Origin of the sequence: Micrococcus sp. MS-ASIII-49 (assembly GCF_000946635.1) — a bacterium.
GTDB lineage: Bacteria > Actinomycetota > Actinomycetes > Actinomycetales > Micrococcaceae > Micrococcus > Micrococcus luteus.
In genome coordinates, this window is the sequence record NZ_JXSP01000010.1 from 1 (window position 1) to 21003 (window position 21003).

Annotated in this window: 20 protein-coding genes and 1 pseudogene; 6 read left to right on the forward strand and 15 right to left on the reverse strand. The window is 72.8% G+C overall.

All coding sequences use genetic code 11. From position 1 onward, the window contains the following. Positions 1 to 173: 173 nt before the first annotated feature. The 5 genes and pseudogenes from SJ20_RS11560 to SJ20_RS00570 all read right to left on the reverse strand — a co-directional run. Positions 174 to 2168 carry an AAA family ATPase gene (locus tag SJ20_RS11560; RefSeq protein WP_131661419.1) on the reverse strand — a complete coding sequence of 665 codons (1995 nt, stop codon included), beginning with the start codon at positions 2166 to 2168 and terminating at the stop codon, positions 174 to 176. A gap of 35 nt (positions 2169 to 2203) precedes the next feature. Further along, the gene (locus tag SJ20_RS00555; RefSeq protein WP_044658575.1) at positions 2204 to 2542 is read right to left on the reverse strand and encodes a hypothetical protein; all 339 of its coding nucleotides are present in this window, start codon (positions 2540 to 2542) and stop codon (positions 2204 to 2206) included. After that, entirely contained in the window at positions 2539 to 2745 is a 207-nt protein-coding gene (locus SJ20_RS00560) for a hypothetical protein (protein ID WP_044658576.1), read from the reverse strand. Before SJ20_RS00560 ends, SJ20_RS00555 begins: the two co-directional genes overlap by 4 nt. A 321-nt stretch (positions 2746 to 3066) precedes the next feature. Continuing rightward, the gene (locus SJ20_RS00565) at positions 3067 to 3906 is read right to left on the reverse strand and encodes a hypothetical protein (RefSeq protein ID WP_131661421.1); all 840 of its coding nucleotides are present in this window, start codon (positions 3904 to 3906) and stop codon (positions 3067 to 3069) included. 59 nt (positions 3907 to 3965) lie between these two features. Further along, positions 3966 to 4577: pseudogene (locus tag SJ20_RS00570) on the reverse strand (CpaF family protein); the annotation flags it as partial. Between the two features lie 237 nt (positions 4578 to 4814). On the opposite strand from SJ20_RS00570, the gene SJ20_RS00575 reads away from it, so the two are divergent. Then, complete coding sequence (locus SJ20_RS00575; protein WP_044658578.1) at positions 4815 to 7814, forward strand: FtsK/SpoIIIE domain-containing protein; 3000 nt, start codon at positions 4815 to 4817, stop codon at positions 7812 to 7814. Between the two features lie 578 nt (positions 7815 to 8392). Then, positions 8393 to 8971 carry a dienelactone hydrolase family protein gene (locus SJ20_RS00580; protein ID WP_044658579.1) on the forward strand — a complete coding sequence of 193 codons (579 nt, stop codon included), beginning with the start codon at positions 8393 to 8395 and terminating at the stop codon, positions 8969 to 8971. Positions 8972 to 8990: 19 nt separating this feature from the next. On the opposite strand, the gene SJ20_RS00585 is transcribed toward SJ20_RS00580, so the two are convergent. Together SJ20_RS00585 and SJ20_RS00590 are read right to left on the reverse strand one after the other, a co-directional pair. Then, complete coding sequence (locus SJ20_RS00585; RefSeq protein ID WP_036339096.1) at positions 8991 to 10394, reverse strand: MFS transporter; 1404 nt, start codon at positions 10392 to 10394, stop codon at positions 8991 to 8993. Between the two features lie 71 nt (positions 10395 to 10465). Beyond that, positions 10466 to 11047 carry an LURP-one-related/scramblase family protein gene (locus SJ20_RS00590; RefSeq protein ID WP_044658580.1) on the reverse strand — a complete coding sequence of 194 codons (582 nt, stop codon included), beginning with the start codon at positions 11045 to 11047 and terminating at the stop codon, positions 10466 to 10468. Between the two features lie 141 nt (positions 11048 to 11188). Between SJ20_RS00590 and SJ20_RS00595 the strand changes: the two genes are divergently transcribed. From SJ20_RS00595 to SJ20_RS00605, 3 genes are read left to right on the forward strand one after another with little or no spacing between them, the layout of a single operon-like run. Further along, the gene (locus tag SJ20_RS00595) at positions 11189 to 12379 is read left to right on the forward strand and encodes an LLM class flavin-dependent oxidoreductase (RefSeq protein WP_044658581.1); all 1191 of its coding nucleotides are present in this window, start codon (positions 11189 to 11191) and stop codon (positions 12377 to 12379) included. Next, the gene (locus SJ20_RS00600) at positions 12376 to 13065 is read left to right on the forward strand and encodes an FMN reductase (RefSeq protein WP_044658582.1); all 690 of its coding nucleotides are present in this window, start codon (positions 12376 to 12378) and stop codon (positions 13063 to 13065) included. The genes SJ20_RS00595 and SJ20_RS00600 overlap by 4 nt, the downstream gene beginning before the upstream one ends. Continuing rightward, complete coding sequence (locus SJ20_RS00605) at positions 13037 to 13582, forward strand: MarR family winged helix-turn-helix transcriptional regulator (protein WP_225348399.1); 546 nt, start codon at positions 13037 to 13039, stop codon at positions 13580 to 13582. Before SJ20_RS00600 ends, SJ20_RS00605 begins: the two co-directional genes overlap by 29 nt. Positions 13583 to 13681: 99 nt before the next feature. On the opposite strand, the gene SJ20_RS00610 is transcribed toward SJ20_RS00605, so the two are convergent. From SJ20_RS00610 to SJ20_RS00640, 8 genes are all read right to left on the reverse strand, one after another. Next, positions 13682 to 14926, reverse strand: coding sequence for a trypsin-like serine protease (locus SJ20_RS00610; RefSeq protein WP_235281203.1), 1245 nt, complete (start codon positions 14924 to 14926; stop codon positions 13682 to 13684). A 122-nt stretch (positions 14927 to 15048) separates the two neighbouring features. Then, a complete protein-coding gene (locus SJ20_RS00615) occupies positions 15049 to 16050 on the reverse strand; it encodes an SseB family protein (RefSeq protein WP_020628148.1) in 1002 nt (333 codons plus the stop codon). After that, the gene (gene priA, locus SJ20_RS00620; RefSeq protein WP_020628149.1) at positions 16047 to 16832 is read right to left on the reverse strand and encodes a bifunctional 1-(5-phosphoribosyl)-5-((5-phosphoribosylamino)methylideneamino)imidazole-4-carboxamide isomerase/phosphoribosylanthranilate isomerase PriA; all 786 of its coding nucleotides are present in this window, start codon (positions 16830 to 16832) and stop codon (positions 16047 to 16049) included. Before priA ends, SJ20_RS00615 begins: the two co-directional genes overlap by 4 nt. A 32-nt stretch (positions 16833 to 16864) precedes the next feature. Beyond that, entirely contained in the window at positions 16865 to 17023 is a 159-nt protein-coding gene (locus SJ20_RS11955) for a hypothetical protein (protein WP_004167696.1), read from the reverse strand. Continuing rightward, entirely contained in the window at positions 17023 to 17682 is a 660-nt protein-coding gene (gene hisH, locus SJ20_RS00625) for an imidazole glycerol phosphate synthase subunit HisH (RefSeq protein ID WP_004167703.1), read from the reverse strand. The genes SJ20_RS11955 and hisH overlap by 1 nt, the downstream gene beginning before the upstream one ends. Beyond that, a complete protein-coding gene (gene hisB, locus SJ20_RS00630) occupies positions 17682 to 18263 on the reverse strand; it encodes an imidazoleglycerol-phosphate dehydratase HisB (protein WP_152743305.1) in 582 nt (193 codons plus the stop codon). The genes hisH and hisB overlap by 1 nt, the downstream gene beginning before the upstream one ends. 181 nt (positions 18264 to 18444) lie before the next feature. Beyond that, the gene (locus tag SJ20_RS00635; RefSeq protein ID WP_044658584.1) at positions 18445 to 19566 is read right to left on the reverse strand and encodes a histidinol-phosphate transaminase; all 1122 of its coding nucleotides are present in this window, start codon (positions 19564 to 19566) and stop codon (positions 18445 to 18447) included. Between the two features lie 43 nt (positions 19567 to 19609). Beyond that, positions 19610 to 19984 carry a LysM peptidoglycan-binding domain-containing protein gene (locus SJ20_RS00640; RefSeq protein ID WP_044658585.1) on the reverse strand — a complete coding sequence of 125 codons (375 nt, stop codon included), beginning with the start codon at positions 19982 to 19984 and terminating at the stop codon, positions 19610 to 19612. Positions 19985 to 20277: 293 nt separating this feature from the next. Here SJ20_RS00640 and lexA point away from each other — a divergent pair, with 293 nt between their 5' ends. Then, positions 20278 to 20994 (forward strand): transcriptional repressor LexA, encoded by a 717-nt coding sequence (gene lexA / locus SJ20_RS00645; protein WP_044658586.1) that lies wholly within the window; start codon positions 20278 to 20280, stop codon positions 20992 to 20994. Positions 20995 to 21003: the final 9 nt, after the last annotated feature.

Below are 21003 nucleotides of genomic sequence, written 5' to 3' on the forward strand. Positions count from 1 at the left end.
GGGGCGTGGGGGCGCGGTGGGTTGCAACCAGGCCTGGGCGCGGTTGGGGCGCGGTTGGGGGCGTGGGGCGCGGTAGGCGCGATTTCCGTACAGAACAAGCCGTTCCTTACGCCCCCTGACCGGGGGCGCGGCTGCTCGCTCGAACCGCGCCCTAACCTGTGGGGCGCGGTTGCTCAGTCGAGGGTGTCGAACTCCGGGATAAACGGCTTCGTCAGGCGGTGGTAGAACCCCTGCCCGATGGGCTTCCGCGAGGCGTATCCCTGCTGAACGAGGGCAGCCAGCGCCTGACGCTTCAGGTCCGTATTGCCCGTCACCGCACTGGACACGGCGTTACCCGACAGACCCTTGTGGTCCTCGGGGAGCTCGGCCAGCACCCCGGCAATCCGGCCCATCAGTTCCACCAGCATTGAGTCCCCCTGACCGGGCTCCTGGGTCCCCGGGGCCCGCACCGTCATGCGGATGCCCTCGGCGCTGGACTCGACCAGCACACGCGCGGCCACCTGCATGCGGTCAGCACCCTTGGGCCCAGAGTGCCCTCGCACGTACCCGGGGCGGTCCTTCGCTACGGAGAGCGTCAGCTCCCCGGTCAGGCCCCGCCCCAGCGGGGAGACGACGTCCACGGCGTACGCCGCGCCCGTCAGGCTGGCCATCTTGTGCTGGCCGCCCACCGCGAAGCGGCCCCGCCCCTCGCGGGACTTGGTGACGTGGTCAATCTGGACGACCGCCGCGCCCGTGGCCTCAGCCACTCGGCGCGGGAGCTTTCGGTTGTACTCGACGGCGGCCTCGTTGTAGTCGTGACCGGAGCCGACCACCACGGACATGGCCTCACTGACGCCGTCGATGACCGCGAGCGCGTACGCCCGCCCGGTCAGGGTGGCCTCGAAGGCGGCCTGATCCCCCTGCCAGTCGGCAGGGTCGGACTCGGGCCGCACATACACGAAGCCCTCGCGGATCTGGTCGGGGGTGGCGCCCAGCTCCTGCAGTCGCTGGACCACGCTGGCCGCATCGGACTCGAAGTCGATGTAGAGGACGCCCTCCCCAGCCTGGAGCCGGCACACGGCCTCGTACTGGAGCACCATCGACTTACCCGACTCGGACTCACCGTGCACCGAGTGGGTCAGGCCCGGGTACAGCAGGCTCACCCCGTCGTCCCGAGTGAGCAGGGTCGGGCGCGGAGCGACGTAGTCGCCGGAGAGGATGGCCGTCAGGTCCACCGGCTTCCAGGTCGAGGGCGCGCCCTCGGCCCCCTGACCGGGCACGGCGGTGAAGTCCTGCGCGGCGGTCGAGCGGGGGTCCCGCTCCAACTCAGGCAAGCCCGCGTCCCCCACATCTTCGAGGGCGGAGGTCCACTTGTCGCGGGGGTCGTAGGAGCCCTCAGCGGGCGGGGCCGCCTCGAAGAAAGCAGCCTCCAGCTCGTCAAAGGGCATGCGAGCGCCGGAGTTGTGGGCGCGAACCAGGCGGGTCGCGAGCTTGTAGCCGCCGGAGTACCAGCCGTGTCCGTCGTCCGTGCGCCCGCCTTCGGGCAAGGCAGCCAGCTCGGGCAGGTCCTTCGACAGGATCAGCTCGACCACGCGGTCGGCCCGGTCAGGGTCCTGGACGGCCTCGACCGCCTCGACGACGCTCGCGGTAGCGGCCTCCGTGGGCGCGCGGCTCAGCCACTCCTCCACGTCCAGCAGATCCCCCGGCACAGCCTGGGAGCGGTACAGCTCCGCCCGGTCAGGGTGGACCACCGGACGGAACATGTCCCGCTTGGGCTCGACGCACGTCGAGTCGAAGGCGTGCCCGTCACCCGCCAGCTCCTCCATGAGGGCGCGGGTGATGCGGAGGTGCTCCTCGGGGGTGACCGGGCGGGAGTAGAGGAGGATGACCCGGCAGCTCACCGTCTCTTCGGTGGTCGAGTGGGTGGTGTGAATGACCGCCCACAGCCCCAGCCCCGCCACCACCTCGAACAGCGCGCTCGCGGCCTCGGGGGTCCACGCGTCGGCGTCGAGGGCGGCCCCGTAGCGGGCCAGCACCTGAGCGTCCCGGCCCGGGTGGGTCAGCTCGGCCAGCACGTAGGTGGGGGTGCCGGGCTTCTTCTCGACGGCCCTGACCGGGTTATCGAGGTCGAGCCACTGGAGGAACTCCTCCGGCGCACCCTCCCGCAGCACATAGCTGGGGCTGCTCACCCGAGGGCGGGTCGCCCACTTGATCGCCGCGGCCGTCATGCGGGCACCACGATCATGTCGCGGCGGCCGGACGGCTCCAGCACCCGGTCGTAGATGCCTGGGCCCTTGCGCGTGAGGATGACGTACTGGTCGGCGGGCACGCGGTAGATGCGCATCTCGTCGCGCTCGGCGGGCGTGGTGGGGCGGCGGCGCTTGCGCTGACCGGGATGGGCCTTGAACCATGCGGCATCCTCAGCTGCGGTGCGCTCCAGCGCGGCGAACAGCGGGCAGGTGCCCTCGTGGGTGTACTGGCCGTTGCAGACCTGGACGCCGCAGTCAGGGCACAGCCCCATCCGCAGGGCCTCGCGGACGTTGAGGGTCTCGCGCTTGCTCACTTGCGGCCCCCGATCATCGCGAAGGACAGCCGGTGCAGGTCGGAGGCCCTCGGCGGGTGCGGGTCGGTCAGTGCCTGCTCGATGGCGCGGGTGAGCTTGGCGGTGGTCAGGTCGCGGCGGCGCTCCGCCAGCACAGCGGGGGAGGCCTTGGCGCGGGCGGCAACGGCCAGGCGGCTACGGGCGGTCAGGACGGGATCGGACATCAGGAAACAACTCCTCGACACGGGGTGGCGGTGAGGGCCAGCCACCCCGCCGCCCAATCCGGTTTCACCGGACGGTCGAGGTTGTGCCTAGTGTGCTTCCTGGGTCTGGCATACGTTCCCGTCAGTTCCGCAGGCCCGGATCAGGCCTACCTGACGCAACCCCGGTACCGCCTTCGTCCCAACGAGTACCAGTGCGCCTGCCGCCTGGGGGAGGCGGCTGGGATTCAGTTATGACCCTGAAGCTTAGGTAACTTCCACGGGAAGCAAAAAGGGAGGGTGCGTAAGTAGTGGTGCCGCCCCTGACCTGGTTCGAGTAGGCGCTCAGGCCGACTCCTCCCGCCGTACGAGACCCCGGCTGAACCAGTGCACGAGCGTGACGGCCAGCCCAACGGCGACCTCGGCGTCCTCCTTTGTGGCGTCTCCGAACTCGTCTGCTCCATGCCGACCCGTGTGATTCCCCGGGAGGAGCTTGAGCATCAGCCTCAGGAGCTCGTGGACCTCCGCTGGCTCAGCCTTGGTCAGGGGGAGGCCCCACTGTTTGTTGTCTCGCACGTGGGAAGCAACCTTGCCCAGGGTGCCCGACTTGTCCTTCGGGGAGATCTGCGGTATGGCAAGGTGCTCGACTGCCTTGACTGCGTGGTAGTAGGCGATGGCCGGGTCGGGATTGCGTCCGTAGAGTGCCTCCCATGCCCTCGCCAGCTCTGGGCCTGCTTTGTCGGCCTTGAATGCTTCCGAGGCCGCCTTCTGAACTCCGCTGGGTACCCGCTCCACAAGGGCACGCCTCCCACCGAGCGCCCCTACAGTCCAAGCGGAGCCGCCCAGCCGAAGAATCTCTTCGAGCCTGTTGGGGCGGCATTGATAGTCCTCCTGGGTGCTCAGCACGAAGTCCACTGCGTCCCAGGTGAGCCCTCTGGCGTGTATGTCCCGAGTGACGTAGTGCCCCTCGTAGGAGCCAGCGATATCCGCCTGGAGGCTCAGCCGCATAGGCGTGAGAATGCCTTCATCGACATCACCCAGTGGATCCGTTATGGCGCACCGAAGCCATTCGAGGACAGCTTTGCGCTGCCACGGCATGAGATCTTCGTGGAGAGCCGCATGGGCCTCGACAGCCTCTGCGCCGTGCCTCCGGACCGAGAAGGGTACCCACTGGGATTCGCTCATGCGGCGAGTCTCGCATAGCCCCCAGACACCTCAACAAAACCGCCTTGTTCTTCCTCGGGCTGGGTGGCCCCGCTGACGAGGATGTTCATGCCCGTGTCCACGGCTGCGTCCAGGAAGCGGGCCGCCGTCGGAGTGAGGGAACCGCCCCGGACGAGGTCGTCCAGCCGGCGCGCCCGGGCGATGAACTTCCGGATGTTCACGGCCCAGTGCCGCCGCGTGATGTCGGGTATGGCCACGTGCAGGCGCGAACCGTCCGGCAGGGCCGCGTCGACGAACGGCATCGACAGGTCCAGCCGCCGGCCCGAGGACTTCAACATGACTTCGACGAGGTCCTGCACCTCCTCCTCGGTCAGGACGATGCCCGTCAGCTCGGAGCGGCCGGACCGCGCGCAGTAGACGGCATCCGGCGCGTTCAGCCAGATCTCCTCCACGGAGGGATCGTCCATGAGCCGCTGGAGCGGCCCGAGGCCCGCGATGCGGTCGAACAGGTCCTGCCGCGCCGCCACGGGATCCTCCAGGTCCGGCAGCGAGCTGACCATCGCGCGGGATTCGTAGTCCGCGGCCGCGTCCTGGATGAGCGTCAGGACCCGGGCGTGCTCACGCTGCGGGTCGATGCCCTGCCGCCGGACGATCTCCCGGATCTCGTCCTCGAGAATGCGCACCGCATCCATGTGTCCCTCCTGTGCCCGATGAGGCGCCATCCCCAGCGCCGCACATGTCTCGATCAGGAAGATACCCCGTTCCGTCGATGCGTGTGGTCCAGGACACCATGACTGTGGACAACGTGGCGGCGGACCCGTTCGACGGGGAGTTGTCCACAGGCCGCCCGAACCGCCATCAGGCCGTGGCAGGGTCGTCCCCAGGCGGCCGGACGGGCCGGTCGCCGGTCTCAGGAGGGAGGGGCGGGGATGGCCTGGAGCGTGCGGATCCTGGGCGGGGCCGCTCCCGAGACATGGCGGGTGGAGCACTTCCCCGCCGACGCGGACGAGCAGGACCGGACGGTGCGGGAACGTTTTCCCGCCCGGTCGCTGCGCCGGTGCGCTGCCGGGCCGCGCGGCGTGACGTACGCGGCACGGGTCGGCAGTGCACCGGCCCGGGGGCCGGAGCTCGCGGTGGTCACCGAGCACGGACCCGACGCCGGCCGCCTCGTCCCTCTGGGGGAGGGCGGGTTGAGCACGGGACGCGGTGGGGCGCGGCTGCTGCTGGACGACCCCTCTGCCCCGTCGCGGCCGATGCGTCTGCGGCTCGCGCCCACCGGGCTGCACGTCCACGACGGCCCTCGGGGCACCGGACGCCTGTGGGACGGCCGGAGCCCGCTCCCGGTGGGCCGGACCGCCCTGGGTCTGGTCCGCGGGCCCGGGTCCGCCCTGCCGCGGCCGATCACGCCGGAGCCGCCCGCCGTCGACCTCGGCTCCCCACCGGCCCGGCAGTCCGTCGTGATCCCGCTGGTGGCGGCCCTGGGCCCGCTGGTGCTCGGGGTCGCCCTGGTCCTGATGATGGGCAACCCGATGTTCCTGCTGTTCGGCGTGCTGTCCGTGACGGTGGCGCTGGTCATGCTGGCGATGCAGCGCCGCACCCGGCTGCGGCATGCGCGGCTGCTCGCCGCCCGCGCGGACGCGGTCGTGCGGCGGCGGGCTCGGGCGACATTGAGCCCCGGTGCGGTGGCCCGCGCCGTCCGCTCCGGCGCGACGGATCGCTTCGGGCTGACGTCGGGGGCCGACGAGGCCGTGGCGGTCTCGTGGGGTTCCGGCGTCGGGGCGCTGTCCCTGTCGCGGGACGACCCGGACGAGGCATGGGTGGAGGCCGTCACGTCGCGGCGCACCGTGATGACGACGTCACCGCCGGAGTCGCGCGTCGTCGTGGTCGGGCCGCCGCGCGATGTGGCCGGGGCCTGCCGGTGGGCGGTGTTCCAGCTCCTGCGGCACGCGGTGGCGGCCGACGGCGCGTTCGTCGTGGAGGCCGGTGGTGTCCGCCGCATCTGGTGGTCGGGCGGGTCCGGCCCGCAGCTGCTGGTGACGGCCCCTGAGGACGCGGCACTGGATCCGGCGTGGCGAGCGTGGCGGGCCGCCATCGGCGACGACGCGGGCACGACGCCCACGGCCCGGACGGATCTGCCCTGGACGCGGTACGACTTCACCGGGCCGCCGCCTGCGCCGGGGGACGCCGTCGTCGACCTGCGCGGGCGCACCGTCGTGGTCCCCGCCGAACAGCAGCGTTTCGAGGACGTGGCCGCCGACGGCCTCGCCGACGGCACCCTGGTCGCCTGGCTGACCGAGCTGGCCGACGACGTCGTGGACCTCGGCCTGCTGCCCACCGACGACGGGGACGGCACGCTCACACCACCGGGGCAGGTGGGCACCCGTAATGCCGTCGACGGGCTCACCGTGACCCTCGCCCGGGGCGGCGACGAGACGGGCGTCGTCGAGATGGACCTGGCCGCCGACGGCCCGCACCTGCTCATCGCGGGCACCACGGGATCTGGGAAGTCGGATCTCCTGCTGTCCCTCCTGCTGGGGGCCGCGGCGCACCACCCGCCGGCCGAGGTCGCGTTCCTGCTGCTGGACTTCAAGGGCGGCGCGTCGTTCGGTCCGCTGGGTGCGCTCCCCCACACGATGAGCCTGGAGACCAACCACGTGGGAACGGCCTCGTTGCGGGCGCTGAGCGCCATCCGGGCGGAGCTGCATCGCCGCGAGGCCCTCTTCGCAGAGGCCGGGGTCAGCGACTATCCCGGTTTCCGTCGCCGCCATCCGGACGCGGCGCTGCCTCGGCTCGTCGTGGCGATCGACGAACTGCGCGTGCTCGTGGACGACCACCCGGACGCGGCCGCCGTCCTGCAGCGTCTGGCCGCCACGGGCCGTTCCCTGGGCTTCCACCTCATCCTGGCCACGCAGCGGGCCACGGGTGCGGTGGGCTCGGACCTGCGCTCGAACCTGGGCAGCACGATCGCCCTGCGCACCGCGACGGAGCAGGAGTCGTGGGATCTCGTGGGCACGGCCGCCGCGGCCCGGCTCGACCCGCGTCGCCCCGGCTCCGCGATCCTCTCGACGGCGGGGCGCCCGACGGTCCCGTTCCGCGCGTCCCAGTGGACGGTCGACGGCGGCACGCCCGTGTGGCGACGGCTGGGCGAGGCCGCGGCCGCCCCGGCCGTCGCCCCCTGGGAGGCCGTCGTCTCGGTCCTGGTGGAGAAGTACGCGGCGGGTGACTGGCCGACACCCCCGCCCGTGGTCACCCCCGCCCTGCCGGAGCGCTGGGTGCCGGACCGCGCTCGCCGGGCGGAGGCCACGGCCCTGGCCCTGCTCGACGACGCGGCCCACGGCCGGCACCGTCCCTGGCGGTGGCCGACCGGCGCGGAGGGACGCACCGCATGGATCGTCGAGGCCGCGGGCGGTCGCGCGGAGACGCTGGCCGCCGTCGTCGAAGTGGCGCTGCGCAGCGGCCGGCCGGTGGCCGTGCTGGACGGCACCGGGGAGGCCGCGGCGGCCGCGCGGTCCGGGACGCCGGTGCTGACCCCGGACGTCGAGGGGGCCGGGGAGGCCGCCCTGGCCCGCCTGCGCGAGCTCGCGGCCGCCGGCGGCACGGCGGTGATCACGGGCTGGAACGCGTGGTCCGGCCTGCGCGTCGGGGACACCTACCGCACGGTCGAGGAGGACGTGCACGACTGGCTCGGCCGTCCGACCGCCGCCGGCCTGCGGTTGGCGGTGTTCGGCGGCCGAGAGCTGGCGACGGGCCGGCTGCTGCTGCACCTGCCCCACCGCTTCTTCGTGCCGGCCGGGACGAACGCCGAGCACCGGCTCATCTGGCCACGGCTGACCGAGGTCGAGCCCCTGCCGGGGCGGGCCGTGCACATCAGTCCCGCCGTCCCCGAACCCGGCATGCCCTGCCAGCTCGCGTCTCCCGCCCCGGCGTGACCGCACTGACGGCGATTCCCGTGTGACCGCAGCGGAACGGTGGACTCAGCTCCGACGTCCACCCGGCGAGACGTTCTCCCGTCCTCCGTCGAACGTGGATGCCGTGGTCGAGGTCGCCAGGAGCAGTCGGACAGGGCGCCCCTTCGTCGCCGTCCGTCCAAAGGGGACGCCGCATCGTCCGGCGAAGACGTCCCGAAGGTCGCAAGACGGATGAAGCGAGGAGGCTGCTGTCCGGTCCTGCCTCGAGTAGCCCCGTGACCGTTCGCACGAGTGCCTCGGCACTCATGCAGAAGATTCCTCGCCGCTCGCTCGCGCAGTCTCCGGTGGGCAGGAGCCTCCTTTCCGCATCCGCACCGACAGCATGCGTCCCCGAGTCTCGCCCCCACCCAGCAGAGCACGCCCGGGGAGGAGCGCTGCAACGAGAACCCAGGGCACCGGTCGGAGAAACACTGCGCTTGCCCTCCACGCAATGAGCGGCAACTCACCCGTGGCGACAGACGCGAGCCACCTCACGTCTTCGCCCCGATCACCCACCCGCACTCTGGGGCAGCCGCTCACCGCGGTCTACGCTCTGACCCATGGCGCAGATCGTCCTCTTCCACCACGCCCTCGGTCTCACAGACGGCGTGCGCGCGCTCGCCGAACAGATCGCCAGCGGCGGTCACACCGTCCACACCCCTGACCTCTACGACGGCCGCACGTTCGCCACCGTGGACGAGGGTGTCGCCCACGCCCAGCACCTCGGCTTCGAGGAGATCGGCCGACGCGGCATGCGGGCGTGTGCCGAGCACCAGGAGGCCTCCGTCGTCGCGGGCATCAGCATGGGCGTGATGCCCGCCTGGCGTGCCGCCCAGGTGGTCCCCGGCTTCCGCGCGTGCATCGCCATGGCCGGCGTCCTGGCCCTCGACGCCTACGCCCCGCTCTGGCAGCCCCACACCGCCCTGCAGATCCACCTCGGCACCCGCGACCCCTGGGCCCTCGAGGGCGACCTCGAGACCGCCCGCTCCTACGCGGCCACCGCCGAGCACCCGGACCGCCCCGCCGACCTCTTCCAGTACGACACGGACCGGCACCTGTTCATGGACTCCTCCACCGCGGACTTCGACGCGGACCTCACCGCCGTGCTGGTCCGCCGCATCCACGAGCTCCTGGCCTGACGCGCGGAGCGGGTCCGGCTCAGGCGGGACGCCGCCCGCGCATCACCGTCGCCAGGGCGGCCAGCAGCACGAGCACGAAGCCCGCGGCCGCCGCGAACACGTAGCCCGCGGACGGGGCGACGCCGTCGATGAACACGCCGGCCAGCGGGGCGCCCATGGCGGCGCCGGCGGTCATGGCCGAGCCGTAGAAGCCCATCGCCTCGCCGCGCCGCTCCTCCACCACGAGGTGCGAGAGCCGGGACGAGGCCGAGGCCAGGGTCGGCGCCGTCAGCAGACCCGAGGGGATCGAGGCCAGCGCGAGCGCCCACACCCCGTCCACGAGCGCGAGCGGCACCGTCGCCACGGCGAACAGCGCCATCAGCAGGTACGGGTGCACCTGGCGGCCCCAGGCCCCATAGAAGAGCCCGCCCACGGCGGAGGCGCCGCACCAGAACGCGTACACCAGACCCACCGACGCCGCGGCGCCCTGCGACTCCAGCTCGGCCACCATCGAGACCTCGGTGCCGACCATGACGATCCCGGCCGCCATCGACACCACGAGCACACCGAGCACCTCCGGCCCGACCCAGGAGAAGTGGGTCCGCCGCCACTGCCGCAGCCGCTCGGCCCGGGCCCGGCGCGGCGCCGTCGTCGGCCCGGAGCCGTCCGCGGCGATGACGGGCAGCGACCCGGTGACCAGGGGGATGGCCTCCGTGATGGCCGGCAGCGCACCGGTCGCCAGGCTGGGGGCGGCCATCTCCACGTGCATGGGCGCGGCGGTCACCGCCTGGGCGATCGCCTCCTGACGGTCCTGCTCCTCGGTGTAGGGATCCTCGGTCGCCGGTCCGACGACGGCCAGCTGACTCGACCGTGTCGGCGGGTTGAACCACATCAGCAGGATGCCGCCCAGCGCGCTGGAGAGGCCGACGATGGTCAGGCCGAGGGCACTCGACCACGTGGCCGCGACGACGGCGCCCAGCGCCGGGCCCATCATGAAGATCGTCTCCGTGACGATGGAGTCCAGGGCAAACGCCGTCTGCCGGTCCTTGCCGTGGGTGAGCACGCCGAGTCCCTGCCGGACGACGGAGAAGATCGGCAGTGAGAACACGCCGCCCAGGAACACGGCCAGGAGCATCGGCCAGAACGGCAGCCACGGGACGATCGGCCAGATCACGGCCTCCGCGATCACGGAGGGCAGCAGTGCACGGCGCAGCCCCTTCGCGTCCACCACGCGGCCCCGCCACGGCGAGCCCACCGCGATGCCCAGCGTCATCGCCGCCCCGGCCAGGCCGGCCTGGCCGTAGCCCAGGCCCAGCGTGAGCGCCACGTGGAGGGTGAGGATCACCCCGGCCGCGGTGTGCGGGAAGCGGGCGATGAACCCCACCGCCAGCAGATGGCGGATCCGAGGGTCCTGCAACAGCCGTCCGTACGCTCCGAAGTCCACCGTCGAATCCTATGGGAGGCGTCAAGGCACGCCCCGGAGGCGCCGCCGAGACGGCCGCGCGCTCGGCGGACTCAGCCGTTGCTGCGCCGGTCCTTGGCCCGGATCAGGTCGAGGGCGATGGCCGTGCCGAGCACGGCGCAGCGCACCACGGGCGGCATGCCGGGGTCCAGGCGCATCTCGTACCGCGAGCGCCCGGCCAGGGCGTTCATGACACCTCCGAATTGCGCGGTCACGCGGGCGATCGGCCGCTGCCCCACGGTCATGGTGTAGTCGTGGTCCCACAGGTCGCCGGTCACCGCGAAGCACGTGCCGTCCACGACCTCGACGCTCACGGACGTCCGCAGGAACGCGATCTGGCGGACGAGGTTGGCGAAGGGCAGCCCGTCGGCGTCCAGGATCGCGAAGCGGTCGCGGCCGAACGTGGCCGGGTCGGCGAGGCGGAAGAGCACGCGGCCGTCGTCACCGTCGACCACGTCGAAGCTGCGGTTCCCCATCAGCATTCGGCCCAGGCCCCCGCCCGTAGTGACCACCGAGACGACGGTGCGCCCGTCCGGGTCCGTCACCTGGATGTCGTTGGACAGGAAGCTCGTCACCTGCTGCAGGATGAGGACGTCCGTGTGGGCGAGGCGACCGGCGTCGAAGGCGGGGCTCATGGGACCAGTCTGCCGTGTCGGGCCCTGCGGAATATTCAGGACGGGGCGGCTCGTTGTGCGGTATAGTTCATTTTTGAAGAACACGGCGACGGCGCGGCCGGCACCGTGAGACCCGCCCCCGGGCACACTGAGGAGCACACCATGCAGTTCGGCGTCTTCACGATCGGCGACATCACCGCCGATCCGACGAACGGGACCGCCCCCACCGAGCATCAGCGGATCAAGGACACCGTCAAGATCGCCCGCCACGCCGAGCAGGCGGGCTTCGAGGTGTTCGCGACCGGCCAGCACCACAACCCGCCCTTCGTGGCCCCGGGCAACCCGCCCACGCTGCTGGCCTACCTGGCCGCGCAGACCGAGACCCTCCAGCTCTCCACGGCGACGACCCTGATCACCACCATGGACCCGGTGCGTCTGGCCGAGGACTACGCGTACCTGCAGCACCTCGCCGACGGTCGCGTGGACCTGACGATGGGCCGCGGCAACACCGGCCCCGTGTACCCGTGGTTCGGCAAGGACATCCGCCAGGGCATCCAACTCGCCGTGGAGAACTACAACCTCCTCTACCGCCTGTGGCATGAGGAGACCGTGGACTGGAGCGGCAACCACCGCACCCCGCTGCAGGACTTCACCCTCACCCCGCAGCCCCTGGACGGCGTCGCCCCCTTCGTGTGGCACGGCTCCATCCGCTCCCCCGAGATCGCCGAGCAGGCCGCCTACTACGGCGACGGCTACTTCCACAACAACATCTTCTGGAACAAGGAGCACGTCATCCAGATGGTGCGCCTGTACCGCCAGCGCTACGAGGACTACGGCCACGGCAAGGCCCATCAGGCGTACGTGGCCCTGGGCGGCCAGGCCTACATGGCGAAGAACTCGCAGGACGCCGTGGCGGAGTTCCGCCCCTACTTCGACAACGCGCCGGTCTACGGCCACGGCCCGTCCCTCGAGGACTTCTCGAGGATGACGCCCCTGACGGTCGGCTCGCCGCAGCAGGTCATCGAGCGCACGCTCACGTTCCGCGACTGGGTGGGCGACTACCAGCGTCAGATGTTCCTCATCGACCACGCCGGCCTGCCCACGGACACCGTCCTGCGGCAGATCGACCTCTTCGGCGAGGAGGTCCTGCCCGTGCTGCGCAAGGAGTTCGACGCTCTGAAGCCGGACGACGTCCCGGCGGCCCCGACCCACGAGTTCCTCGTGGCACGCGCCCGCCGCGGCGAGGCTCCCGTGCCCGGCGGCAAGGAGGGATCGCAGGCCCAGCTCGACCGCGCGGCGGCCGCCGAGCAGCGCGCCACCGCCGATGCCGCGAAGGGCGGTGCCGCGCAGTGACCACCCCCGGCGCCCCCGATGCCTCCGCCCCGTTCACGCCGCAGGCCCGGCACCTCGCCGTGGTCTCCGGCGGGTCCGGGGACCCGTCCCAGACCCGCATGCTCGCCGAACGCATGGCGGAGTCCGCCTCGGCGGCGCTCTCCGAGCACGGCGTGGTCCCGCAGATCCACCTGATCACGCTGCGGGAGCTCGCCGTGGACATCGCGCAGGCCCTGGTGACCTTCGCCATCTCCCCGGCCCTGCGCGCCGCCCTGGACGAGGTCGCCCAGGCCGACGCCGTCATCGCGGTCTCGCCCACGTACAAGGCCTCCTACTCGGGCCTGTTCAAGTCCTTCTGGGACCTCGCGGAGCCGACGTCCGTCGTCGGCGTGCCCGTGCTCCTCGGCGCCACCGGCGGCACCGCCCGCCACTCGCTCATGATCGACACCGCCATGCGGCCGCTGTTCGCCTACCTCAAGGCCCGCATCGTGCCGACCGCCGTCTTCGCGGCCTCGGACGACTGGGGCGAGGCGGCCGGCGTGCAGGCCTCGATGCGGACCGACCCGCTGCAGTCCCGCATCCGGGCCGCCGGACGCGACCTGGCCGAGATCACCCTGAGCCGCCCCCCGCGGGCACGCGCCGCCGCGCCCGCGGACCTCGACCTGGAGGTGACCCCCTTTGAGCAGCTCCTCAACCCCGGCCCCTGAGCCCGCCCCGCAGGACGCGGCGCCGGCGGAGCCCGACGGCGGCTGGTTCGGCTCCGCATCGGAGGCGCACCGCCCGGTGGACCCGCCCAAGCGCGCCTGGCGCGCCTACTTCGAAGCCACCCAGATGCTCACGGAGGTGCTGGAGCGCCGCCTGAAACAGGACTGCGGCATGTCGCTGGCCGACTACAACCTGCTGCTGCTCCTCTACGAGTCCCCCGAGGGCCGGCTCCGGCTGGGAGAGCTGGCGTCCCGGATGGTCTTCTCCCCGTCGCGCATCACCTACCAGGTGAAGACGCTCGTGGCCCGCGGCCTGATCGACCGCCGCCCGGTGGCCTGTGACCGGCGGGGCTTCGAGGCCGTCCTCACCGACGAGGGCCGGTCCGCCTTCCGACGCGCCGCGATCGAGCACGCCCAGCAGGTGGACGAGCTCTTCCTCGGCGACCTCGCGCCGGGCGAGGCGGAGTCCCTCACCCGGATCTTCTCCCGCCTGGGGCGGCGGCTCGAGGGGCTGTGCTGACCGCGTCCCCACCTGGCCGGGGCCGCCCCGGGACGTGACGAGGCCCGGTGATCCGTGCGGGATCACCGGGCCTCGTCGTGCCGTTGGGGGCGGAATCGATCAGCCGACCAGCTGACCGCCCAGGGTCACGGTGGCGTCCGTGGCGGCGCCGGCCGCGTCGACCACGGTCACCACCACGGAGCCGCCCGCGGGCACCTCGGCCGGCACGGGCAGCCAGGCGCGGTACTCGCCGGTGAGGTCCAGGCCGTCCTGGCCCAGGACGGTGCCGTCCGCGTCATAGGCCGTGACGGTGACGGAGGCGAAGCCGCCCTGTTCGGTCTGCGCGACCACCTGGGTGCCGTAGGCGACACCCTCGGCGGGCGCGGCCACGACGTCGGTCACGCCCGGCGCGGCGGCCTCGGCGGCCGGGGTCTCAGCAGCGGGGGCCGCCTCGGCGGCCTCCTCCTCCGCGGCAGCCTCGTCGCGGGCCTTGAGCTCGGCCGCGATGGCCTCCTCCTCGGCCGGCGTGAACTCCGTCAGCTCGGACTCGTCCACGGCGGGCTCGCCGCCGGTGGGCAGGTCCTCGTCGGCCACGGGGCCCGCGACGTCGGCGATCGCCGGGGCGGTCTCGGCGGCCGGAGCGGTCTCCGCGGCCGCGGCGGTCTCCGCGGCCGCGGCGGTCTCGGCGGCGGGCGCCGCGGAGGCGTCCAGCGCGTCGAGGGACTCGACCGGGACCATGATCGAGGACATCGCCTGGGCGTCGCAGCCCACCACGTTGCCCTCGGCGTCGAAGGTCACCGGGGCGATGCCCGAGATGACCCCGACCACCCGCTGCTGGGCGTCATAGACGGCCCCGCCCGAGTCGCCGGCGTAGGTCGAGGCGGTGTCGAGGGCAACCTGATCCGCGTACGCGTCGTCGCAGACCGTGGCGGCCTCGAAGGTCTGCGTGTGGGACACGGTGTTCGGCGCGCCCAGCGGCACGGACGAGCCGTGGGTGTAGACGGTCTCGCCCACACCGATGGACGAGGCCGGCCGCGTGGACCAGTCGCCCACGACGTCGACGTCGTCGGCCAGGGCCACGCGGACCGCGTCCACGCCCGAATCGCCGGGCAGTGCCGAGACGGTGCCGATCGCGGTGCCGTCAGCGTCGCGGACGGTCGAGCCGATCTGCCACTGGCCCGCACCACAGTGGGCCGCGGTGTAGGCGGTGGCGTCGTCGACGATGGTCAGACTGCACGCCCCGGCCGGCGCGGTGATCGCCGAGCCCTGGGTGAGCGTGGTCTGCGCGAGGGCGGGGCCGGCACCGGCCACCACCACCGCGCCCAGCGCCGCGGTGGCGACGCCGGTCAAGGTTCTGGTTCTCATGGGTACTCCTCGGAGGATGGGAGGCATGGGGCCGGCGCGCGGCGCACGGCCTCCAGGATGGGGTGGGGCCACCACGGGCCCTCCCCTCCCCCTCAACGGTACCGGACAGGCCGGGCGACCGATCAGGGTCGGCGGACCGTGATCTCCACGGAGTCGGCCCGCTCGGCCAGCAGCGGCAGGTCTGCCAGGAGGGTCTTGAGCGTGGCCGTCATCAGGCGCACCCCGGCCGCGTCGGCGTCCCGGGTGGGCATCGCGACGATCTGCAGCTCGGGCCCGGCCCCGCCTCCGTTCATCACCGCGCCGGAACCCGTGTGCGTGGCCACCCCCGACCCGGGTGCGAGGCCCAGGTTCAACAGGTTCGGGACCAGGTCGGCGACCTCGGCGATCTCGTCCGCGATCTCCTGGTCCCGATAGGCGGGGGTCCACTCCCTCTGCTGGGCGAGCGACCACACGGCCGGGCGTCGCACCACGTACGTGTGCTCGGCGCCGGCGTCGATGACGACGAGCTCACAGCCCTCGTCCACGGCGGACAGGCAGGCACGCGGCAGCCACACGGCCACGGGTCGGGCGACCGGGTTCCATGCCGTCAGCGCGGGCACGTTCGTGAACACCGGCAGCGCCTGCCGGCCGTCCGGCGCGCGCATGGTCACGAGGGCCACGTCCGCGGCCTTGTCCCCGTGCGCCGCGACGTCGTGCTCGTGACCGGTGTGGTCGGCGTGGTCGTGGACGTCGTCCTCGTCCACGGCAAGGGTGGGCACGACGGCGGCGAACACGCGGATGCGCGCGAGCACCTCCGTCACCTCCCGCTCACCGGCGGAGCCGTCCGTCAGGGCCGACATGACGGCGGTCCACTCGGCCGGGCTGGTGCCGTCGTCCTCGTCGAACACGTGCAACGGGTTCGCGGAGCCGTCCACGCCGGGGCCGGAGAGGTCACGGCCCTGCCACGGGACGCCCGCGGTGTCCGCGGTGTTCTCGCCCGCGGTCTTCTCCCGCATGCGGTCGAGTGCGGCCCGGATGTGCCCCGGCAGCTCCCGGGCCGCCGGATGCGGCACCGCGACCGTCTCGTCGATCGGACCGAGCCCGTCGTCGCGGGCCAGGCCGCCGTCGTCGTGCGAGCCCGTCACGGGGCGACCGGGCCGGGCTGCTCGGAGCGCGCCTGCTCCACCGTGGCGCCGCCGGCGACGGCCAGCGCCTGCTCCAGGCTGAAGCGGCCGGCGTACAGCGCCTTGCCCATGATCGCGCCCTCGACGCCCTGGCCGGTCATGGCCGCGAGCGCGGCAACGTCCTCGAGGGAGGAGATGCCGCCCGAGGCGACGACCGGCTTCGCGGTCTTCGCGCAGACCTGGGCGAGCAGCTCCGTGTTCGGCCCCTTGAGCGTGCCGTCCTTCGTGACGTCGGTGACCACGTAGCGGGCGCAGCCGGCATCCTCGAGGCGGGCGAGCACCTCCCAGAGGTCGCCGCCCTCCTTGGTCCAGCCGCGGGCGGCGAGCGTGGTGCCGCGCACGTCGAGGCCCACGGCCACCCGGTCGCCGAAGCGCTCGATGACGCGCGCGGTCCAGTCCGGGTCCTCGAGGGCGGCGGTGCCCAGGTTCACGCGCGCCGCACCCATCTCGAGGGCGTTCTCGAGCGAGGCGTCGTCGCGGATGCCGCCGGACAGCTCGATCTTCACGCCGATCTCCTCCACCACACGGCGCATGACCTCGCGGTTGTCACCGCGACCGAAGGCCGCGTCCAGGTCCACGAGGTGGATCCACTCCGCGCCGGCGCGCTGCCAGTCCAGGGCGGCGGTGACCGGGTCGCCGTACGAGGTGGCGCTGCCGGCCTCGCCCTGGACGAGGCGGACGGCCTGGCCGTCCTGGACGTCGACGGCGGGCAGCAGCTCGAGGGCGGGGGCGTTCGGGGTCATGGGGTTCCTCTCGGGTGGGGCGGCCGGCGCGGTCAGGCGCCGACGGTCAGGAAGGAGGCGGCGATGGCCATGCCGGCCAGCACGAGGACGATCACGATGGCCCACAGCGGCGCCTTCTGCGTGCGCATGGACCAGGCGGCGCCGAGCAGCAGCCCGCCGAGGGCGAGGTAGAGGACGGACCAGTAGGGCATCAGAGGGTCTCCAGCCAGTTGCGCAGCAGCTGCAGCCCGGCGTCCCCGGACTTCTCGGGGTGGAACTGCGTGGCCGACAGGGGGCCGTTCTCCACGGCGGCGATGAAGTCCGCGCCGTGGTGCGCCCAGGTGACCTGGGGCGGACGCATGGCGGAGATCGTCTGGTCGAACTCCCATTCGAGCACGCCGTAGGAGTGGACGAAGTAGAACCGCTCGTCCTCGATGCCCGCGAAGAGGGCGCTGCCCTCGGGCGGCCGGACGGTGTTCCAGCCCATGTGGGGCAGGACCTCGGCGGGTAGCTCGGCGACGACACCCGGCCACTCCCCCATGCCTGCGGTGCGCTCGCCGTGCTCGACGCCGGCGTCGAAGAGGATCTGGTGGCCCACGCAGATGCCGAGGACGGGTCGGCCCCCGGCCACGCGGCGGCCGATCCAGCGGGTGCCGCCGACCTCGGTCAGTGCCCGCATCACGGACGCGTACGCCCCGACGCCGGGCACGAGCAGCCCGTCGGCCTCCTGCACGGCCTGCGGATCGCGCGTGAGCTCGACCTCCGCGCCGGCCCGCTCCACGGCACGCAGGGCCGAGTGCACGTTGCCCGAGCCGTAGTCCAGGACGGCGACGCGCGGCCGCACGCCGGGGACGGTGGTGGGGCGGGCCATCAGAGGGCGCCCTTGGTGGAGGGCACGCCGGTCATGCGGGGGTCGTCCTCGACGGCGGCGCGCAGGGCGCGGGCGAAGGCCTTGAACTGCGCCTCGACGATGTGGTGCGGATCCCGGCCTCGCACGACGTCCATGTGGAGGCAGATCGCCGCGTGGTACGTGATCGACTCGAACACATGGCGGGTCATGGAACCGGTGAAGTGCCCGCCGATGAGGTGGTACTGCTGGCCCTCGGGCTCGCCCTCGTGCACGAGGTACGGCCGGCCGGAGACGTCGACGACGGCGCGCGCCAGCGCCTCGTCCAGCGGCACGGACGCCTCGCCGAAGCGGCGGATGCCGGACTTGTCCCCGAGCGCGGTCTTGAGCACCTCGCCCAGGGTGATGGCGACGTCCTCGACCGTGTGGTGCACGTCGATGTGCGTGTCCCCGGTGGCACGGACCGTCAGGTCGATCTGGGAGTGCCGGGACAGCGCGGTGAGCATGTGGTCGTAGAACGGCACGGTGGTGGAGATCTCAGCGCGGCCGGTGCCGTCCAGATCCATCTCGACGTACACGTCCGACTCGCTCGTGGTGCGCGTCATGCGCGCACGGCGTCCGGAGATCAACTCGGCTGCCACGGGTCCTCCTCGGGCTGGGTCCGCACCGGTCCGGGACGGGTGCGGGGGGATGCGGGTGCGCGCGGCCGGTGCCGGCGGGCCGGGGCGCCGCGCGCGCTGTCCCTATCCTAGGGAGCCGGGCGGACGCCGAGACTCCGGTGACGCCTCAGGACCGGTCCCCGGTCTCGCCGAGGACCTCCGCGAGAGCGGTGAGGAACGCCGTCGTCTCCGCCTCGGTGCCGGCGGTGACGCGCAGGTGGTGCGGGATGCCGACGTCCCGCACGAGGACGCCGCGGTCGAGCAGGCGGCGCCACACGTCGGACGCGTCCTCGAGGTGACCGAAGAAGACGAAGTTCGAGTCGGACACCGAGGGCCTCAGTCCCAGGCCGCGCAGGGTGGAGACGATGCGGTCGCGCTGGGCCTTGATGTCCTCCACGGTGCGCAGCAGCGCGTCCACGTGGTCGAGGGCGGCCTCCGCCGTGGCCTGCGTGACCGCGGAGAGGTGGTACGGCAGGCGCACCAGGCGCAGGGCGTCGGCGACGGCGGGGTCCGCGGCCAGGTAGCCCAGGCGCGCGCCGGCCAGGGCGAACGCCTTGGACATGGTGCGCGTGACGATCAGCCGCTCGCGGCCGGGCAGGAGCGTGAGGGCGGAGCGGGTGCCGGCGAGGGCGAACTCCGCGTAGGCCTCGTCCACGACGACCATCGCGCCGGGCCCGCCGGCGGCCTCGTTCTGCGCCTGCGCGGCGTACACGGCCTCGATGGTCGCCAGGTCCAGGGCCGTGCCCGTCGGGTTGTTGGGGGAGGCCAGGAAGACGACGTGCGGACGGTGCTCCCGCACCATGGCCGCCGCGTGCTCGGCGCTGAGGGTGTGGTCCGCGGCGCGGCCGCCGTCCACGAACACGGTGTCCGTGCCGCCGGCCAGCAGCGGGTACATGGAGTACGAGGGCAGGAAGCTCAGCAGTGTCCGTCCGGGGCCGCCGAAGGCCTGGAGGATCTGCTGCAGGATCTCGTTGGAGCCGTTGCCGGCCCACACGTGGTCCGCCGTGAGGCCGTGGCCGAGGTAGCCGGCGAGCGCACGTCGCAGCCCCGTGAACTCGCGGTCCGGGTAGCGGTTCAGCCCCCCGGCGACGGCCGCGACCCGCTCGGCGATGGCGGTGGCGACCTCCTGCGGCACCGGATGCGTGTTCTCGTTGGTGTTGAGCATGTACGGCACGTCCAGCTGGGGGGCGCCGTAGGGGCTCAGGCCGCGGAGGTTCTCGCGCAGGGGCAGGGAGCTGAGGTCGGTCATGGCCGCCAGTCTAGGAACCGTGGAGGGCGAGGCCCGCCGTGCGTCACCGCATGGCCGGGACGAACAGCTCCTCGCCCGGCGCGGGGGCCCGGCCCTCGAGCCCGTTGAGCTCGTCGATCGTGGCGATCACCTCGTAGACGTCCGCCTCCGGCGCCACCGTGGCGGCGATGGTCCACAGGCTGTCCCCGGGCATGACCGTGACGGACTGGGTGGCCGGTCCCGCGGTGTCCGCGGACACCGCGGCGGGCGACAGCAGCACACCCAGGAAGAAGGCGGCCGCCAGCGTGGCGGCCACGGCCGCGGCGATCACGGGGATCCCCCGCAGCACGAGGCGGCCGCGGCGGGTCAGACGGATGGTGGCCGGACGCGGCCGCGCCGTCGCGGGCGAGCCGGCGAACTGGGCGGTGGTGAGCGTCATGGTGTCCTCCTCCGGGGCGGATGCCCTCCAGGCGATCGAACATCTGTTCGAATCCGTTCGAATCCCTTTCTAGCACAGGTGTTCGAGACACGCCACGACGAGATCGAACATATCTTTGAAGGAGAGGCGGCTCTCCTCTAGGCTCGAAGCGATGCACGGACGCCCCGGAACGCCCCCGGGGATCGCCAGGACACAGGCAACCAGCGGGGGCGGACACGGTAAGCGTCCGGACGGCAGCCGGACGCCGGAACACGAGTCCGGCCACCATCACCCCGGGAGAACGGACGGCAGCCATGAGCACCACCGACGATCAGCCGGCGGCGCGCGCGCCGCTCACCGACCGCCAGCGGCGGATCGTGCAGACCATCCGGGACGCGATCGCCGACCACGGCTACCCGCCCTCCATGCGCGAGATCGGCGACGCCGCGGGCCTGGCCTCGCTCTCCTCCGTCACGCACCAGCTGGGCCGTCTCGAGCGGCACGGCTACATCCGGCGCGACCCCGGACGCCCGCGTGCCCTCGAGGTGCTGCTCGACGTGGACGGCACCCCGCTGGGCGAGGCCGCCTCCCCCGCCGCTGCGCCGTCGTCGCAGGTCTCCACGATCCCCGCGTGGCACACCGGCACGGACGAGGCGGACAGCGTGCCGGTCCCCTGGGTCGGCCGCATCGCGGCGGGCGGCCCCGTCCTGGCCGAGCAGCATGTCGAGGACGTCATGGCGATCCCGCGACGCCTCACGGGCGAGGGCGAGCTGTTCATGCTGCGTGTCACGGGTGACTCGATGGTGGACGCCGCGATCTGCGACGGCGACTGGGTGGTGGTGCGCCGGCAGGAGACGGCGGAGAACGGCGACATCGTCGCGGCCCTGCTCGACGACGAGGCCACCGTGAAGACCTTCCGCCGCCGCGACGGGCACACCTGGCTCCTCCCCCAGAACACGGCCTACGAGCCCATCCTCGGCGATCACGCCACCGTGATGGGGCGGGTCGTCACGGTCCTGCGTTCGCTCTGACCCGCTCCC

Coding starts and splice junctions, on each gene's coding strand:
- SJ20_RS00560 (WP_044658576.1), bottom strand. CDS start 2,745: ATGTCCGATCCCGTCCTGACCGCCCGTAGCCGCCTGGCCGTTGCCGCC.
- SJ20_RS00565 (WP_131661421.1), bottom strand. CDS start 3,906: ATGAGCGAATCCCAGTGGGTACCCTTCTCGGTCCGGAGGCACGGCGCA.
- SJ20_RS00575 (WP_044658578.1), top strand. CDS start 4,815: ATGGCCTGGAGCGTGCGGATCCTGGGCGGGGCCGCTCCCGAGACATGG.
- SJ20_RS00580 (WP_044658579.1), top strand. CDS start 8,393: ATGGCGCAGATCGTCCTCTTCCACCACGCCCTCGGTCTCACAGACGGC.
- SJ20_RS00590 (WP_044658580.1), bottom strand. CDS start 11,047: ATGAGCCCCGCCTTCGACGCCGGTCGCCTCGCCCACACGGACGTCCTC.
- SJ20_RS00595 (WP_044658581.1), top strand. CDS start 11,189: ATGCAGTTCGGCGTCTTCACGATCGGCGACATCACCGCCGATCCGACG.
- SJ20_RS00610 (WP_235281203.1), bottom strand. CDS start 14,926: ATGAGAACCAGAACCTTGACCGGCGTCGCCACCGCGGCGCTGGGCGCG.
- priA (WP_020628149.1), bottom strand. CDS start 16,832: ATGACCCCGAACGCCCCCGCCCTCGAGCTGCTGCCCGCCGTCGACGTC.
- SJ20_RS11955 (WP_004167696.1), bottom strand. CDS start 17,023: ATGCCCTACTGGTCCGTCCTCTACCTCGCCCTCGGCGGGCTGCTGCTC.
- hisH (WP_004167703.1), bottom strand. CDS start 17,682: ATGGCCCGCCCCACCACCGTCCCCGGCGTGCGGCCGCGCGTCGCCGTC.
- hisB (WP_152743305.1), bottom strand. CDS start 18,263: ATGACGCGCACCACGAGCGAGTCGGACGTGTACGTCGAGATGGATCTG.
- SJ20_RS00635 (WP_044658584.1), bottom strand. CDS start 19,566: ATGACCGACCTCAGCTCCCTGCCCCTGCGCGAGAACCTCCGCGGCCTG.
- SJ20_RS00640 (WP_044658585.1), bottom strand. CDS start 19,984: ATGACGCTCACCACCGCCCAGTTCGCCGGCTCGCCCGCGACGGCGCGG.
- lexA (WP_044658586.1), top strand. CDS start 20,278: ATGAGCACCACCGACGATCAGCCGGCGGCGCGCGCGCCGCTCACCGAC.